Origin of the sequence: Streptomyces sp. CA-288835, assembly GCF_050936385.1 — a bacterium.
In the GTDB taxonomy this organism is placed as follows: domain Bacteria; phylum Actinomycetota; class Actinomycetes; order Streptomycetales; family Streptomycetaceae; genus Streptomyces.
In genome coordinates this window covers 7,660,654-7,676,509 of record NZ_JBNJMW010000001.1, presented here as the reverse complement: position 1 = coordinate 7,676,509, position 15,856 = coordinate 7,660,654, and the positions used below count along the sequence as shown (strand labels likewise).

The 15,856-nt window shown below is 71.9% G+C and carries 12 protein-coding genes; 7 read left to right on the top strand and 5 right to left on the bottom strand.

Going from position 1 to position 15,856, the window contains the following annotated elements; genetic code table 11:
• Positions 1-228 precede the first annotated feature (228 nt).
• The 4 genes from ACQEVY_RS34625 to aceE all read left to right on the top strand — a co-directional run bounded on the left by ACQEVY_RS34625 (position 229) and on the right by aceE (position 8,635).
• Complete coding sequence (locus ACQEVY_RS34625; RefSeq protein WP_432955563.1) at positions 229-4,695, top strand: HAD-IC family P-type ATPase; 4,467 nt, start codon at positions 229-231, stop codon at positions 4,693-4,695.
• Between the two features lie 117 nt (positions 4,696-4,812).
• Positions 4,813-4,944 (top strand): hypothetical protein, encoded by a 132-nt coding sequence (locus ACQEVY_RS34620; RefSeq protein WP_432953304.1) that lies wholly within the window; start codon positions 4,813-4,815, stop codon positions 4,942-4,944.
• A gap of 92 nt (positions 4,945-5,036) precedes the next feature.
• Positions 5,037-5,543 (top strand): hypothetical protein, encoded by a 507-nt coding sequence (locus ACQEVY_RS34615; protein ID WP_432953303.1) that lies wholly within the window; start codon positions 5,037-5,039, stop codon positions 5,541-5,543.
• Between the two features lie 389 nt (positions 5,544-5,932).
• Positions 5,933-8,635: a pyruvate dehydrogenase (acetyl-transferring), homodimeric type gene (gene aceE, locus ACQEVY_RS34610; protein ID WP_432953302.1), complete on the top strand. Its 2,703-nt coding sequence runs from the start codon at positions 5,933-5,935 to the stop codon at positions 8,633-8,635.
• A gap of 136 nt (positions 8,636-8,771) precedes the next feature.
• Here the strand turns inward: aceE and ACQEVY_RS34605 are convergent, their stop codons facing one another.
• Positions 8,772-9,290 (bottom strand): DUF4240 domain-containing protein, encoded by a 519-nt coding sequence (locus ACQEVY_RS34605; protein WP_432955562.1) that lies wholly within the window; start codon positions 9,288-9,290, stop codon positions 8,772-8,774.
• Positions 9,291-9,435: 145 nt separating this feature from the next.
• Between ACQEVY_RS34605 and ACQEVY_RS34600 the strand changes: the two genes are divergently transcribed.
• Positions 9,436-10,383 (top strand): SDR family oxidoreductase, encoded by a 948-nt coding sequence (locus tag ACQEVY_RS34600; RefSeq protein ID WP_432953301.1) that lies wholly within the window; start codon positions 9,436-9,438, stop codon positions 10,381-10,383.
• Here the strand turns inward: ACQEVY_RS34600 and ACQEVY_RS34595 are convergent.
• From ACQEVY_RS34595 to ACQEVY_RS34585, 3 genes are all read right to left on the bottom strand, one after another.
• Entirely contained in the window at positions 10,367-11,359 is a 993-nt protein-coding gene (locus ACQEVY_RS34595) for a helix-turn-helix transcriptional regulator (RefSeq protein WP_432953300.1), read from the bottom strand. The two genes, ACQEVY_RS34600 and ACQEVY_RS34595, sit on opposite strands and share 17 nt — an antisense overlap.
• Positions 11,360-11,651: 292 nt before the next feature.
• Positions 11,652-11,852: a hypothetical protein gene (locus ACQEVY_RS34590; RefSeq protein ID WP_432953299.1), complete on the bottom strand. Its 201-nt coding sequence runs from the start codon at positions 11,850-11,852 to the stop codon at positions 11,652-11,654.
• 86 nt (positions 11,853-11,938) lie between these two features.
• Positions 11,939-12,721 carry a peptidoglycan recognition protein family protein gene (locus ACQEVY_RS34585; protein ID WP_432953298.1) on the bottom strand — a complete coding sequence of 261 codons (783 nt, stop codon included), beginning with the start codon at positions 12,719-12,721 and terminating at the stop codon, positions 11,939-11,941.
• A 226-nt stretch (positions 12,722-12,947) separates the two neighbouring features.
• On the opposite strand from ACQEVY_RS34585, the gene ACQEVY_RS34580 reads away from it, so the two are divergent.
• Positions 12,948-14,135, top strand: a complete 1,188-nt coding sequence (locus ACQEVY_RS34580) for a MarP family serine protease (protein ID WP_432953297.1) — start codon at positions 12,948-12,950, stop codon at positions 14,133-14,135.
• A gap of 37 nt (positions 14,136-14,172) precedes the next feature.
• Here ACQEVY_RS34580 and ACQEVY_RS34575 read toward each other — a convergent pair whose 3' ends face one another.
• Positions 14,173-14,661: an N-acetyltransferase family protein gene (locus tag ACQEVY_RS34575; protein ID WP_432953296.1), complete on the bottom strand. Its 489-nt coding sequence runs from the start codon at positions 14,659-14,661 to the stop codon at positions 14,173-14,175.
• Positions 14,662-14,788: 127 nt separating this feature from the next.
• Here ACQEVY_RS34575 and ACQEVY_RS34570 point away from each other — a divergent pair, with 127 nt between their 5' ends.
• Positions 14,789-15,691 (top strand): TIGR01777 family oxidoreductase, encoded by a 903-nt coding sequence (locus tag ACQEVY_RS34570; RefSeq protein WP_432953295.1) that lies wholly within the window; start codon positions 14,789-14,791, stop codon positions 15,689-15,691.
• Positions 15,692-15,856: the final 165 nt, after the last annotated feature.

Genomic DNA, 15,856 nt, shown 5'->3' with positions numbered 1-15,856 from the left:
TTGGGCCGTTTCAAGCTGCGGTTCGTTGTGGCCTGTCGCGCCCACGCGGCGGAGCCGCAAATTGACACAGCCCCGCGCCCCTATCGGGGCCTGCGGCCCCTCAAGCGGCCTCCTCCCGGCGGCCCACGCACGGCGCAACGCGCCCATGCATGCACATACTGGTCTAAGTCGTGTCGTCCTCCGGGGCGCCGCCCACGCCCGTAGTCGGCCGATGGTGGGGTTCGCGTGATGCTGCCGGTGCTCTCCTCCTTGCTCGTCAAGTCCGTACCCCGGCTCTGGCGAACCCCCGGAGGAGTGCAGATCGAGGTGCGGCGCTTGGGCCGGCCCGGCACGGCAGCCGTGGCGCGTGAGGTGGAGGGGGCGCTGCGGCGGGTTCCGGGGGTGAGCCGGGCCGAGGTGAACGGCACCTTGGGCTGCGTATACGTCGGGTGTGGGCCGGAGACCGACCTGGAGAGCGTCAAGGGCCTCGTCGCCACGGCGGATGCCGCTGCCCAAGAGCCGAAGGCTGCGGACGCCGGGCGGGCGCGCGGCCAGGTCGGGTTCCCGGGTGATCCGACGGCGGCGATCGGGGCGGCCGTTCGGCTCGGTGCGGGGCTAGTGGCGGTCGGGGTCGCGACCGTGGGTGACCGGCTCCGGTTGCGGGGGCTGCCGCCGGTGGTGATGTCGGCGGTCCAGCTCGTGGAGTCGGCGCCGCCGTTGCGGGACGGCCTGGCCCGCCGGATCGGTGAGAAGGCCACGGAGCGCGGCTTCGCCATGACGAACCTGCTGCTGACGACGCTGACGTTCCGGCCGCTCGGCGCCGCGGTGGCCACCGCGCTGGCCGCCGCCCGGTATGTGGAGGTGCAGGCCCGGCGCAGGGCGTGGGCAGACTGGTCGAGCAGGCTGGCGGTGCACGAGGGGACGTACCGGCACGACGCGCTGCCGGGTTACGAGCGGCCGGCCAAGCTGCCGCCAGGGCCGGGCGACCGGTACGCGAACGTGGCAGCTCCGGTGTCCCTGGCGGCGTACGGGCTGGGCGCGATCGGTCCGCTCAGCCATGACCGGAGCCTGGCGCTGCTGATCGCGGGGACTCCGCGAGGCCCGAGGTTCGGCCGGGAGGCGTTCGCGTCCTCGGTGGCCCGGGCGGTCTCCGACCGGGGGGCGATCGCGCTGCGGCCGGAGGCGCTGCGCCGACTGGACCGGATCGACACGGTGGTCCTCGACGCCAGAGTGCTGGCCACCGGCGGCTGGACCGTCGAGGGCGTGGCGCCCCTGAACGGTGGCCCGGAAGGCACTGTCGAGCAGGAGCAGGAGCAAGACGGTCCGGACGACGACGAACTGCACGCCCGGATCCACGAGTTGATGGAGCCGGACGGCCCGCCGAGACGCCCCCGCCCGCCCGGCGCCGGTCCCTTGCCGCCACAGCGGCAGGGCGACTGGGAGCTGCGCCCGTTCACCGGCACGGACGCCGCCCCTGCCGCCGAGTTGCCCGCCCGGCCCGCCGCGCTCGCCCGGCAGTGGGCCGAGGAGGGCGCTCGGGTCATGCTCGTACTGCGAGCGGGGCAGCCGGTGGCGGTGGCCGCCCTCGCCCCCCAACTGCACCCGCTCGCCCACCACTTGGTGCGCGCGGCACGGGAATGCGGCCAGGTGCGGCTGGTGGGCGGCCCGCCCGGTCTGCACCGCCGGTTCGGGCTGCGTGAGGCCGCGCGCACGGGGCACCGGCGTACGGCCGCCCTGGTGCGCTCCCTCCAGTCGCAGGGCCACGGTGTCGCCGTGGTCTCGGCACGGACCCGGCGCGCCCTCGTCCGCGCGGACCTGGGCATCGGAGTGATCACCGGGGCGCGGCACGTGCCGTGGGACGCCGATGTCGCCGCCCCGCCCGATGTCGTCCACCTGCTGCTGACGGCCCTGCCGGAGGCCCGGCGGATCAGTCGGCTCTGCACCCGCCTTGAGGCCGCCGGCGCCGTGGCGGGCTCGGGCCTCGCGCTGCTGGTGCCCCGGCCGCGGGCCTGGGCGCGGGCCCGGCTGGTGACGGACGCTGTGACGATCGCCGGGATCGCGACCGGCTTCTGGGCCGGCTGGCGACTGCACGGGCGCCCGACACCGGCGGCGGCCGAGCGTACGCCCTGGCATGCCATGGCGGTACGTCAGGTGATGACCCGGCTCGGCACCTCGTCCCGGGGCCTGGACGAAGCCGAGGCCGCGCGGCGCCGGCAGTTCGCGGGCCGTGACCGGCACGACGGCGCCGTCACCCTGGTCGGCAGGGTCGCCGAGGAGCTCGCCAATCCGCTCACGCCCATCCTGGCGATCGGCGGCGGCATCTCGGCCGCGCTCGGTTCCGTACTGGACTCCGTGCTCATCGGCGGCGTACTCGGCGTGGACGCGCTGGTCGGCGGAGTGCAGCGGCAGCAGGCGGACCAGGCGGCGGAACGACTGGTCGAGGCCACTTCGGCCCGGGTGAAGGTACGCCGGCCCGGCCGGACCGAGGCCGTGGAGGCGGCCGGTGAGCACCTGGTGCGCGGCGATGTGATCGAGCTGCGGGCCGGGGACGCGGTCCCCGCGGACTGCCGGGTGGTACGGGCGCAGGGCCTGGAGGTCGACGAGTCCAGCCTCACCGGCGAGTCGCTGCCCGTCGTGAAGAGCGCCGCGCCGACCGCGGCCCGTACGGTCGCGGACCGTACGTCCATGCTCTACCAGGCGACGACGGTGGCGGCCGGCGAGGCGCTGGCCGTGGTCGTCGCCACCGGTACGGCCACCGAGGCGGGCAGTGCCGCGGAGGCGGGCCCGGAGGGCGGGCCGCCGGAGAGCGGCGTGGAGCGGCGGCTGAAGGCGCTGGGCCGCTGGTTCCTGCCGCTGTCCGTCGCCGCGGGCGTGGTCCTCTTCGCCATCGATCTGCTGCGCAGGCGGCCCCTGGGCGCCGCCTTGGGTTCCGCGGTCAGCCTGTGCGTGGCGGCCGTGCCCGAGGGGCTGCCGTTCGTCGCCACGGTCGCGGAACTGGCCGCGGCCCGCCGGCTGTCCACCCGCGACACCCTCGTACGCAGCGCCTCCACCATCGAGGCGCTGGGCCGCACCGACGTGCTGTGCTTCGACAAGACGGGCACGCTCACCGAGGGCCGGATCAGTCTCCAGCAGGTGTCCGATGCCCTGGAGGAACGCCCGCCCGACCAGCTCACCCCGCCCCTGCGCCGGATCGCCGCCACGGCCGCCCTCGCGGGCCCGCCGGGTCAGGCGGCAACGCTCGCCCACCCCACCGACCGTGCCATCGCGGCCGGCGCCGAACTGCTCGGTGCCCCTGCCGCCCGTGCCGCCGGGCTCGGTACGGACTCCTGGGAGGGCCTGGCGGAGCTGCCGTTCGAGCCGGGGCGCGGCTACCACGCCGTGCTGGGACGCTCCGACTCCGAGACGCGGATCGTCGTCAAGGGCGCCCCTGAGGTCGTACTGGCCCGCTGCGTGAGTATCCGCCGGGACGACACCCCGCAGCCCATCGATGACCGGGTACGGGAGGAGATCGAAGCGGAGACCGACCGGCTGGCCCGGCGCGGTCTGCGGGTTCTCGCCGTCGCCGAACGGGTGTTGCCGGCAGGGGCTTCCCCGCAGCTCGATGACGAGGACGTCGGCGAGCTGAGCCTGCTGGGCCTGCTGGGCCTCGCGGACCCGGTGCGGTCCACGGCGGCCGAGAGCGTGGACCGGCTGTCCCGGGCAGGGGTACGTATCGTCATGCTCACCGGCGATCACCCCAGCACGGCCGCCGCGATCGCCCGGGAGCTGCGGCCCGAGGAGGAGCCGCGGCTGATGACCGGGGCGGAGCTGGACGCCCTGGACGACGCGGCGCTCGCCAAGACGCTGCCGGAGATCACGGTGTTCGCCCGGGTCACGCCGGGACACAAGGTCCGTATCGTCACGGCTCTGCGGGCGGCCGGCCGGGTCGTCGCCGTCACGGGCGACGGCGCCAATGACGCGCCCGCGATCCGGATCGCCGATGTCGGCATCGCGCTGGGCTCACGGGCCACCCCGGCGGCCCGCGCCGCCGCCGATGTGGTGGTCACCGACGACCGCATCGAGACCATCGTGGACGCCTTCGTCGAGGGCCGGTCGATGTGGGCGTCGGTGCGCAAGGCGCTGGGCATCCTGCTCGGCGGCAACCTGGGGGAGATCGCTTTCGTCCTGGCGACCACCCTGCTCACCGGCCGCAGCGCGCTCAACGCCCGCCAGTTGCTCCTGGTCAACCTGCTCACCGACATGCTGCCCGCCATGGCCATCGCCGCCCGCCCACCCGCCGACCACTCGAGCCGGCTGCTCGCGGAGGGCCCGGAGGTCTCCCTCGGCAAGGCCCTGATCCGGCACATCCGGCTGCGGGCCACCGTCACCACGGCGGCCGCCACCGTCGCCTGGATCGCCGCCCGCGCGACCGGCACCCGGGCGCACGCCGACACCGTTTCGCTGGTCGCCCTGGTGGGGTCCCAGTTGCTCCAGACGTTGCAGGACGCGGGCCGCGATCCGGTGGTCGCCGCGGCCGTGGTGGGGTCGTTGGCGGTACTGGGCGTGGTGGTGACCGTGCCCGGACTCAGCCATTTCTTCGGCAGTCGGCCCCTGGGTCCGGTGGGCTGGACGATCGCGGTGGCGTCGGCGGCGGGTTCGGTTCTGGTGCCCGCCGTGGCGCAGGGCGCGGCCGGCGTGGTCGCACGGACGGGGCGGTCAGCGGGCCCCAGGTCTTGACCTGACCTGACCGCAAGGGGATATTCACGCGCAGGTCACCTTGGGGCAGCCCGCCGGATGGTGTCGGGGCTGACAAAGGAGGCGTAACCCGCACGTCCACATGAAAGGCGGCCTGCCATGCCGCAGATCCTCGGCACGATCCTGACCCAGGTGGCGATCGCCCTGATCGAGGCCGTTCTGGTGCGCCTGATCATGCAGCTCTGGAAGTCCTTCGCCGCGAGCGGGCGCCCGGTGGCCGCGGCCGCCTAAGTTTGTCCGTTTCATGGGTTTATCGGCACGTATGCATGGAAGCCGATCCCGGGAGACCAGCGACTCACGCTTTCCAGCATGGGAGGGCGGAGATGATTCCCCCAGAGACCGAGTCACAGCCCCAGGAACAGACCCAGCAGCAGGAACAGCCTCAGCAGGCACAGGACCAGGAGAAGCGGACGGGAGGCGGCAAGGTGGTGCACCTGCACACCGCACACGCCAACATCCCCATTCCGTACGTCACTCCAGGCGACGCCTTCTCCAAGATCCGGCTGCCCGGTGTCCGCACGGCCACGTCCGCAGCCGCGTCCGTGGCCACCACCGCGACCTCCGCGGCCACGTCACTGCTCCCCTCGCCCCGCAAGCTCGCCTTCTACGGCGTCCTGGGCGGCATGACCGCAGCCGGCGCCATCGGCTGGCCGGTGGCGGTAGCAGTAGGCGCCGCCACAGAGGTAATCACCCGAGAACAGTCGGCCCGCCAACGCGAGGAACACGAACGCATCGAGCGCGAACGCGCCGAGCGCGAGGAGCGCAAGGAGCCCTCCTCAACGACCGAGCGCCAAGAGGGCGAGAGGCCGGCACAGACGGCAACCGCATGACCCTGACGGGTCGACGCCCGTCGTGAACGTCGGTTCCCCGCGCCCCTAAAGGAGGCCGCAAGCCTTCCTTTAGGGGCGCGGGGCTGTATTGATTTGTGGCTCCGCCGCGTGGGCGCGACCCGCCACAACGAACCCGCAGCTTGAAACCGCGCAAGGCACCGCGTGCCTGAATGTGCGGCACCGCATGCCAATTTCTCGACATCGACAGTTTTTGCCCTGCAACCCTTTGATCGATCATCGATCAGAGAGTTACAGTCACCGACGGGCTGCCACACAGCCCGCCGCCCTGTCCTGCCAAAGACAAAGGGCACATCCCACCCCTTACCGCTGAGGGAGACCGTCGAAGGAACCCCCTTCACGTGCCCCCTCCGTATCCGGAAGGCGGCGCAATGACCGACCCCACCGCTATCCAGCCGAGCGAGCTCGACCAGCTCCCGGACCGCGACCCCGAGGAGACCGCCGAGTGGCGGGCCTCCCTGGACGCCGTCACCAAGGCGGCCGGGCCGCACCGCGCCGCCTACCTGATGCGCCGCACACTGGAACGCGCGGAGGCGGGCGGTCTCGCGCTGCCCAAGCTCCTCGAGACCGACTACGTCAACACCATCCCCACCGCCGCCGAGCCCACCGTGGACGGCGACGAGGCGATGGAGGCCCGTATCACCGCGTGGAACCGCTGGAACGCGGCCGCGATGGTGACCCGGGGTGCGAAACACGGCGTCGGCGGCCACATCGCCACCTTCGCCTCCGCGGCCTGGCTCTACGAGACGGGCTTCAACCACTTCTTCAAGGGCAAGGAGGGGGACGGCAGCGGCGACCAGCTCTACATCCAGGGCCACGCCTCCCCCGGCATCTACGCCCGCGCCTTCCTCGACGGCCGCCTGAACGAGACCCACCTGGACAACTTCCGCCAAGAGGCGGGCGGCAAGGGCCTTCCCTCCTACCCGCACCCGCGCCGTCTCCCGTGGCTCTGGGAGTTCCCGACGGTCTCGATGGGCCTCGGCCCGCTCTCCGCCATCTACCAGGCGCGCTTCAACCGCTACCTCACCAGCCGCGGCATCAAGGACGTCTCGCAGTCCCACGTGTGGGCGTTCCTCGGCGACGGCGAGATGGACGAGCCGGAGTCCACGGCCGCACTCGCACTCGCCTCCCGCGAGGGTCTGGACAACCTGACCTTCGTCATCAACTGCAACCTCCAGCGCCTCGACGGCCCGGTCCGCGCGAACTTCAAGATCGTGCAGGAGCTGGAGGCGCAGTTCCGCGGCGCCGGCTGGAACGTCGTCAAGTCGCTGTGGGGCAACGCCTGGGACGAGCTGTTCCAGCTCGACACCACGGGCGCGCTCGTACGCCGCCTGCGCGAGGTACCGGACGCGCAGGTGCAGACGTATCAGACCCGCGACGCCGCCTACATCCGCCAGGACTTCTTCGGCACCGACCCGGCGCTCGCCGAGATGGCGAAACTGCTGAGCGACGACAAGATCCTCGAGTGCTTCCACCTGTCCCGCGGTGGTCACGAGGCGCGCAAGGTGTACGCCGCGTACAAGGCCGCCGTCGAGCACAAGGGCGCGCCGACCGTGATCCTCGCCCAGACGGTCAAGGGCTTCACGCTCGGCCAGGGCTTCGCGTCCAAGAACGCCAACCACCAGATGAAGAAGCTGTCGACGGACGAGTTCAAGCAGATGCGTGACCTGCTCGAACTGCCCATCTCCGACGCACAGTTCGTGGACGGGGTCGTCCCGTACGGCCACCCCGGCGCCGACTCCCCCGAGGTCCGCTACCTCCAGGAGCGCCGCGCGGCCCTCGGCGGCCCGGCCCCCGCTCGCCGCACACACGCACTGGCACCTCTCCCTGCCGCCGCCGACAAGACCTTCGCCGCGTTCGACAAGGGCTCCGGTTCGCAGAACGTGGCGACGACCATGGCCTTCGTACGCCTGGTCAAGGACCTGGTCCGCGACAAGCAGACGGGGAAGCGCTGGGTGCCGATCGTGCCGGACGAGGCGCGCACCTTCGGAATGGAGAGCCTCTTCCCGTCCCTCGGCATCTACTCGCCGAAGGGGCAGACGTACGAGCCGGTCGACCGTGACCAGTTGATGTACTACAAGGAGGCCAAGGACGGCCAGATCCTCAATGAGGGGATCACCGAGGCCGGTTCGATGGCGGACTTCATCGCCGCGTCCACCGCGTACTCCACGCACGGCGAAGCGATGATCCCGTTCTACATCTTCTACTCGATGTTCGGCTGGCAGCGTACGGCCGACCAGATGTGGCAGCTCGGCGACCAGCTCGGCCGCGGCTTCCTGATCGGCGCCACTGCCGGCCGTACGACGCTGACGGGCGAGGGTCTGCAGCACGCGGACGGCCACTCACCCGTCATCGCCGCGACCAACCCGGCGGCGCTGACGTACGACCCGGCGTTCGCGTACGAGGTGGCGGCGATCGTCCGGGACGGTCTGCGCCGTATGTACGGCGAGGCGGCGCCCGGTGAGGACCCGAACGTCTTCTACTACCTCACCGTCTACAACGAGCCCCTGCCTCAGCCCGCCAAGCCCGCCGAGCCCGGCGTGGACGAGGGCATCGTCAAGGGCCTGTACCGCTTCAACACGGCCGAGTCCGCGGGCCTTTCGCCCGCCGCCAACGCCCCGCGCATCCAGCTCCTTGGCTCTGGCACGGCGATCCACTGGACGCTTCAGGCGCAGAAGCTGCTCGCGGAGGAGTGGGGTGTGGCTGCCGACGTCTGGTCCGCGACTTCCTGGACCGAGCTGCGGCGTGACGCCCTGGAGGCGGATGCGACGCTGTTGCGGGGCGAGGAGCGGGTGCCGTACGTCCGTCGGGTGCTGCATGGGGCCGAGGGGCCGGTGCTCGCGGTGTCGGACTACATGCGGCAGGTTCCGGACCAGATCGCGCAGTGGGTTGAGCAGGACTACTCCTCGCTCGGCGCGGACGGGTTCGGTCTGTCCGACACCCGGGAGGCGGCTCGGCGCCACTTTGGCGTGGACGCGGAGTCGATCGTCGTTGCGGCCTTGGCCCAGCTGGCGCGCCGGGGGGAGATCAAGGCTTCTGCCGTGAAGGAGGCCAGGGAGCGGTACGGGTTGTAGGGGCCGGGGGGGTCGCCCCCGCCGCCCCTACCCGTCCCATCCCGGGGCCAGCCCCGGACCCCGCAGCGACGGCCGGTTCGTAGCTGCGGGTCCGTTGTGGCTTGTCGCGCAGTTCCCCGCGCCCCTTACGGGGCGCTCAGTCCGCGAACCGTTCCCACAGCCGAGGAAAACGTTCCGCCAGTACCTTCTGGTTCTCGAAGTCGATGGGCGTGCCTGTGGGCTCTGGGGGTGCGGGCGGGATGCCTAGGTCGGGGGCTACGGCGCCGGTTAGCTGTTCGTAGGCCTCGTCCGCGGCGTAGCCGAGTTCCTCTCCGTCGCCGTCTACCTCGTCGTCGAAGTCGGGCAGGAGCTCGGCCAGCTGGTCGGGATCGTGCACGGCGTGCTCGTACACATCGCGCCCCTGGCCGATCAGCCAGCAGCGGAAGAAGTCGAAGGCGTCGTCGCTGGCGCCGTCCAGGAGGATCCAGGCGGCGCCCCAAAGGTCCCAGGTGTAGGCGCGGTTGTAGCGGGCCTCGAAGTGACGGGCGAAGTCCAGGACCGAGTCCGGGTCAAGGCCTAGGAGCCGTTCGACGAGCAGGTCGGCCTGCTCGTCGGGGTCGCCCTCGGCGGCCTCGCGGGTTGCGTCAATCAGGTCCCAGAACTCCGTCTCGTCCATCACGTGCACCAGCATCGGGCCTGTACCCGGCCCGCGCACCTGGGCACAGGCAGATCGTTATGCGCGCACATGCCGAAGGAAAAGCCACGGACAGTCCGTGGAAAGCCGGACAGCGGCTGTCGGCATTCGGCGGGATGCTCGGCGTATGGAGAACGCACAGGCACTCAAGGGAAAGATCGCCCTGGTCGCGGGCGCCACGCGCGGCGCCGGGCGGGCCATGGCCGTGGAACTGGGACGCGCCGGAGCCACCGTGTACGTCACGGGCCGTACGACCCGTGACCACGTCAGCGAGGTCGGCCGGTCCACGGAGACCATCGAGGAGACCGCCGAACTGGTCGACGCGGCGGCCGGAGCCGAGGGCCGCGGCATCGCCGTGCCGACGGACCACCTGGAGCCGGAGCAGGTACGGGCCCTCGTCGCCCGTATCGACCGGGAACAGGGCCGTCTCGACATCCTCGTCAACGACCTCTGGGGCGGCGACGTCCACCTCGACATGGGTTCGCGTGAGCAGCCGAAGATGTGGGAGATGGACCTCGACAAGGGGCTGCGGGTGATGCGCCTGGGCATCGAGTCGCACATCGTCACCAGCCACAGCGCCCTGCCGCTCCTGGTCCGCAATCCCGGCGGCCTGCTGGTCGAGGTCACCGACGGCACCGAGGAGTACAACCGCACCACCTACCGCGAGCCGTTCTTCTACGACCTCGCCAAGACGACCCCGATCCGCATGGCGTACGGCCTCGGCGAGGAGCTGAAGGAGGTCGGCTGTACGGCCGTCTGTCTCACGCCGGGCTGGCTGCGCTCCGAGGCGATGCTCGACACCGCCTTCCATGTCACCGAGGAGAACTGGCGGGACGCCTGCGAGCAGGCCCCGCACTTCGCGATCTCCGAGTCGCCCACCTACATCGGGCGGGCAGTGGCCGCGCTCGCCGCCGATCCCGAGGTGGCGCGCTGGAACGGGCAGTCGCTGTCCAGCGGAGGCCTGGCCCGGGAGTACGGCTTCACGGACGCCGACGGCTCGGCGCCGGACGCCTGGCGCTATATCGCGGAGGTCGAGCAGGCGGGCAAACCCGCGGACGTCACGGGCTATCGGTGACCTGCACGTCGTAGTAGGCCGCCGTCCGGGCCGCCGCCTGCGCGAAGCGCTGCCGCAGCTCGGGCGGCTCCAGGACCTCCACCTCCGGTCCTAGGGAGAGGAGTTGGGTGTACGCCACGTCGTGCGACTCGACGGGCAGCGTGACCGTCACCCTGCCCTCGCCGTCGGGCGGGCTGGCCTCGGCCAGCGCCTCCTGTGCGGTGAGCGCATGGACGGCGTATTTCAGCTGCCGTGCGCCCGCCTCCGAGAGCCGGATCACCGCCGTCGCCCGCAGGATCGAGCGCGCGAACTGCACCGCGCGTTCCGCCCAGAAGCCGGGCAGGTCGAATGCCTCGTCGCGTACGAAACGTTCGTCGCCGCTCTCCACCGCCGTGAACCGGTCGATGCGGTAGACGCGGAAGGAACCCGGGTTCGGGACGCGGGCGCACACGTACCAGACGCCTGCCTTCAGCACGAGCCCGTAAGGCTCCAACTCCCGCTTCACCTCGGCCTCTTGGCGCCGATAGCGGGCCGTGATCCGGCGGTCGTCCCACACCGCCTCCGCGACGGCGGGCAGCAACTCGGGCGTCTTCGGCTCGGCGAACCAGGCGGGGGCGTCGAGATGGAACCGCTGCGCCGCGCTGTGCGGGGCGTCGCGCAGGGACGGCAGCAACGCCGCCGACACCTTCAGCCGCGCGGCCGAGGCGGCGTCCTCGAGCCCCATCTCGCGCAGCGCCCCGGGCACTCCGCTCAGGAAGAGCGCCTCGGCTTCGCTCCGGGCCAGCCCCGTGAGCCGGGTCCGGTAGCCGCCGATGAGGCGGTAACCACCGGCCCGCCCGCGGTCCGCGTACACCGGCACACCGGCCTCCGACAGGGCCTGCGCGTCGCGCGTGATGGTGCGCTCGGACACCTCCAGCTCGCGGGCGAGTTCGGCGGCGGTCATGGAGGGGCGGGATTGGAGGAGCAGCACCATTTTGATGAGGCGGGCGGCACGCATGGCTTCATGATGCCGGTGCGCTCCGCTGGGTTGCGCAGTTTTAACGTGCGGGTTCGTTGTGGCTTGTCGCGCCCGCGCGGCGGAGCCGCACATCGATACAGCCTCGCGCCCCTGAGAGGGCTGGGGTGCCGTTCGACACTGCAGGCCCGTCGTGGCTGGTCGCGCCCACGCGGCGGAGCCGCAAATCGATACTGCCCGCGCCCCTTACGGGGCGCTGGTCGCGCCCACGCGGCCGAGCCAGCCGCAAGTTGATGCAGCCCCCGCGCCCCTAAAGGATGGCCTGCGGCCTCCTTTAGGGGCGCGGAGCCGGGCCTGGTGCGCTGTGCGGGGGTGCCGCGTTGGCTCGGTCCAGGGCTGACGCCGTGGCTGCCGACGGGCCCACCACGACCGCTGCTGCCACGCAGGCCACGGTCCAGGGGCTGCGAACGGCCCTTGACCACAGGGACGTCTGGCGGGTCCGTCGGCGCTGCTGGTCGTTCTGGTTGCTGGTCATGGTGTCCACCTCCGGTCAGTGCGTGGTTTGACGTTAGGAGGCGGGGTTCTGGGGCAGCGGTGAGTCCGCTGTGGCGTGGCTGTGAGTTAGCGCCTGCCCTGGAGGTGGGCCGCTCGTTCGCGGATTTCGGGGAGGCGGGCTGTCAGGGCTTCGCCTGGGCAGGCGGTGTAGTAGCCGTCGGCGTGGCCGGCGATGGCCGCGAAGGTGCCGGGGGTGCCTGCTCGGTATCTGCTCATGCTGTTTGTGGAGACCAGCCGTACCGGGGAGCGCGGGTCGATGTCGCTCAGGCCCAGTTTCCAGGCCGCGACGGCTGCGATGGCGTCGGTCATGGCCGGTGGGACCGGCACTCCGGTGGTGAAGGTGCCGATCGCCGCGATTCCCGTCGTACCGACGTTGAAGCCCTGGGTGTGCGCGCCGACGACGGGGCGCTCGACTCCGCCCGCCCGGCCCTCGTAGATGGTGCCGCAGCGGTCGACGAGGAAGTTGTAGCCGATGTCGTCCCAGGCCCGGCCGCCGGCTTGGCCGACATACATGTCCCGGATGATGCGGGGGGTGTCGGCGCAGTCGTAGTCGTTCGGCGAGTCGGTGTGGTGGATGAAGACTGCTAGGACGCGGTCGGCGTACCGGGTGGGCGGGCGCGTGTACGCGGCGTCGCCGAGCCAGCGCTCCCTGGGGACGATGGCGGGGCGTTCGGCGCGGTGTCCCGCGGGGGTCCGCGCCGTGGCGGGTCGTCCGGTGCCCGCCGGCGTCCGGTCGGCGGCCACGGCCCAGAGGACCAGCGCGATGACGGCCGCGAGGCCGGGCAGACAGACCAGGGCCACCCGCACCGCACGCGGCAGACGCGACAGCGGTGCACGGAAGACACGCATGAGGCCCACTCTCCGGGAGACCCGTGGCTTCCGCGATGTGTGCTGTGCCACCCGGTGGAACCAACGCCCGTGCTCTGCGCGTTTTTTAAGTTCCACGCGCGCGTGGCCCCCCGGTGGGGGTCCGGGGGTCATCCCCCGGGAGGACGCAGCACAGGCCTCACGCGCGCGTGGGTGATCACTGGGCCCGCGGCGCACGTACTGAGGGGCCCAAGAGAAAGGGTGCTCCGTGGACCTGCTCGACATCCTGCTGTTGCTGGTGATCCTCCTGTACGCGGCGTCCGGCTACCGGCGCGGGCTGGTGGCGGGCTGTGTGTCGCTGGCCGGTTTCGTGGGCGGCGCGGTCATCGGCGTATGGGTGCTGCCCTGGATGATGGACCTGGTGACGGCGGGGAGCACGACGGCGACGATCACGGCGGTGCTCACCGTGCTGGTCCCGGCCGCGGTCGGGCACGAATTGGCGGGAAGGCTGGCGCTGCGGCTGCGCCGCGAGCTGGACCGGGGCCCGCTGCGCATCGCCGACGGAGTGGGCGGGGCCGCGGCCAACACCGTGGCCGTCCTGGTGGTGGCCTGGGTCGCCGCGAGCGTGCTCGGCGCGTCCGCGTCCCCCGTCCTCAGCCAGGCCATCCGCGGCTCCTCGCTGCTCGGCGCGGTGCAGAGCACCATGCCGGAGACGACGCCGGCCTGGTACTCCCGCGCCACCTCGGCGCTCACGGAGGCGGGGTTCCCGCAGGTCTTCAACCCGTTCGAGAGCGAGCCGGCCACGAGCGTCGCCAGGCCTTCCGGGGACAGCGTCACCGCGGCGGCCAACCGGGCCGCGATGCGCTCCACGGTGAAGGTCGAAGGCGTCGCGGGCGACCAGGGCCGCGAGGGCAGCGGCTTCGTATACGCGGCCGAGCATGTGATGACCAATGCCCATGTGGTGGCGGGCATCGACGAGCCGACCGTACGCGTGGGCGGCACGGGCCGGGCGTACGAGGCGCGGGTCGTCCTCTTCGACCCCGACAAGGACGTCGCCGTCCTCGTTGTACCGGATCTCGAAGCCCCCGTCCTGCCCTTCGACAACAGCGCGACGCGTGGCAAACCGGCCGTGGTCGCGGGCTACCCGCAGGACGGCGGCCTGGACCTCCAGGCGGCCACCGTCGCGAACAAGATCCAGGCCAGGGGCAAGAACATCTACGGCTCCGAAATCGTCACCCGCGAGATCTACTCCATCCGCTCCACGGTCCTGCCCGGAAACTCCGGCGGCCCGCTGCTGACCACGGAAGGCAAGGTGTACGGGGTCGTCTTCGCCCGCTCCACGAGCGACGCCGAGACGGGTTACGTTCTGACCGCCGACGAGGTCGCCGACGACGCCCGGCGGGCGGCGAGGTCGTCGACGCCGGTGGACACGGGCGACCCGGTCACGTCGTCCTGAGCGGCGGCAGGGGCCCCGACATCGCCCTGAGCGACGCTCAAAGGCTGCGGCCCATCATCACGTCGTCGACGTATTTCCCGTCGAGGTAGAACTCCCCCGGCTGGATTCCCTCCACGACGAAGCCTTCCGACTCGTACAGCTTGCGGGCCGGGGTGTTGTGGCCGAGGACGCGCAGCGACATACGCAAGGCGCCCTGGCGGCGGGCCTCCTCGATCGCCGCGCGGATCAGCGCCCGGCCCACGCCGAGGCCACGCGCCTCCTCCGCGACGGCGAGGCCCTGGATCTGCCGTACGTGTGCGTTGGAGACGAGCGGGGTGGGGAAACCGAGGCGCACATAGCCGACGAGGCGACCGTCCTGCTCCGCGACGAGATGGTCGCGGGGCCCGTAACGGTCACCGAAGAACGGCTCGTACGGCGGCTCTTCCCGGGGCCTGACCGCATGCAGATACGACCAGGTCGCACGGTCCAGCCGACCCAGCGCGTCCTCGTCTTCGAACAGGGCAGGGCGTATGTGCAAGGCGGGCATGAAGGTCACTGTACGGCGGGTGCGCGAGCCGTCGTCCGGTGTTTTTCGGCACGCTCTGGGGCTGCTCCGGGGCCGCGCTGGGGCCCTCGGCGCGATGGCCCGGAGAGCGTGGGCGGAGGATGGGGGCATGGAAGCTTCCCGAATCGCCGTGGCCGGGGCGTCCGGTCTCATCGGTGCGGCACTGGTGCGGTCGCTGACCGCGGACGGGCACGAGGTGGTACGGCTGGTGCGCCGTACGCCCAGGACGAAGGACGAGGTCGAATGGGACCCCGAGCTGCAGTACGTCGACGCGGCCGGGCTCAGCGGGTGCGACGCCGTGGTGAACCTCGCCGGGGCCGGGGTCGGTGACCGCCGCTGGACGTCCGCGTACAAGCGGAAGATCCGCGACAGCCGTGTCCTCGGCACGACGGCGCTCGCGGAGGCGGCCGCCTCCCTCTCCCCGTTGCCACGGGTCTTTGTGAACGGCAGCGCGATCGGCTTCTACGGAGACACCGGCGAACGGGCCGTGGACGAGAACTCGCCGCCCGGCGACGGGTTTCTGCCCTCGCTGTGCGTGGAGTGGGAGGAGGCGGCGGCTCCCGCCGAGGAGGCGGGCATACGGACCGTCTTCGCGCGCACCGGTCTGGTGGTGTCCGCCAAGGGCGGGGCCTGGGGGCGGTTGTTCCCCCTCTTCAAGGCGGGGCTCGGCGGGCGGCTGGGTGACGGACGCCAGTACTGGTCGTACATCGCGCTGCACGACGAGGTAGCCGCGCTGCGGCATCTGCTCGACACGGAGTCGTTGTCGGGCCCCTTCAACCTGACGGCGCCGCAGCCGCTCACCAACCGCGAGATCACCGCCGCGATGGGCCGGGTCCTGCACCGGCCCACCCTCTTCGCGGTGCCCGCGCCTGCGTTGCGGCTGGCGCTCGGCGAGATGGCCGGGGATGTGCTGGGGAGCCAACGAGTGCTTCCTGCGCGACTGTTGGAGTCGGGCTTCTCGTTCGCTTTTCCGGGGGTTGAGGAGGCGATTCGGGCGGCGGGGCGGGGCTGAGGCGGGGTTTCTTTCCCCATCCCCGCCCCTTCCCGAACTGGGGCTGCGCCCCAGACCCCCCGCCAGGGGGTGGTGGGTGACACTGCGTGTAGCGGCTGCGGGTGCGTGGGTGGTTGCTCGCGCAGTTCCCCGCGCCCCTGAGGTGGTTGGTGGGTGCGGGGCCGC

Bases quoted from the DNA above. Each gene is read 5' to 3' on its own strand.
- ACQEVY_RS34575 (WP_432953296.1), bottom strand. From the start codon at position 14,661: ATGCCCGCCTTGCACATACGCCCTGCCCTGTTCGAAGACGAGGACGCG.
- ACQEVY_RS34615 (WP_432953303.1), top strand. From the start codon at position 5,037: ATGATTCCCCCAGAGACCGAGTCACAGCCCCAGGAACAGACCCAGCAG.
- ACQEVY_RS34590 (WP_432953299.1), bottom strand. From the start codon at position 11,852: ATGACCAGCAACCAGAACGACCAGCAGCGCCGACGGACCCGCCAGACG.
- ACQEVY_RS34585 (WP_432953298.1), bottom strand. From the start codon at position 12,721: ATGCGTGTCTTCCGTGCACCGCTGTCGCGTCTGCCGCGTGCGGTGCGG.
- ACQEVY_RS34600 (WP_432953301.1), top strand. From the start codon at position 9,436: ATGGAGAACGCACAGGCACTCAAGGGAAAGATCGCCCTGGTCGCGGGC.
- ACQEVY_RS34570 (WP_432953295.1), top strand. From the start codon at position 14,789: ATGGAAGCTTCCCGAATCGCCGTGGCCGGGGCGTCCGGTCTCATCGGT.
- ACQEVY_RS34605 (WP_432955562.1), bottom strand. From the start codon at position 9,290: ATGGACGAGACGGAGTTCTGGGACCTGATTGACGCAACCCGCGAGGCC.
- ACQEVY_RS34625 (WP_432955563.1), top strand. From the start codon at position 229: ATGCTGCCGGTGCTCTCCTCCTTGCTCGTCAAGTCCGTACCCCGGCTC.
- ACQEVY_RS34620 (WP_432953304.1), top strand. From the start codon at position 4,813: ATGCCGCAGATCCTCGGCACGATCCTGACCCAGGTGGCGATCGCCCTG.
- ACQEVY_RS34595 (WP_432953300.1), bottom strand. From the start codon at position 11,359: ATGCGTGCCGCCCGCCTCATCAAAATGGTGCTGCTCCTCCAATCCCGC.
- aceE (WP_432953302.1), top strand. From the start codon at position 5,933: ATGACCGACCCCACCGCTATCCAGCCGAGCGAGCTCGACCAGCTCCCG.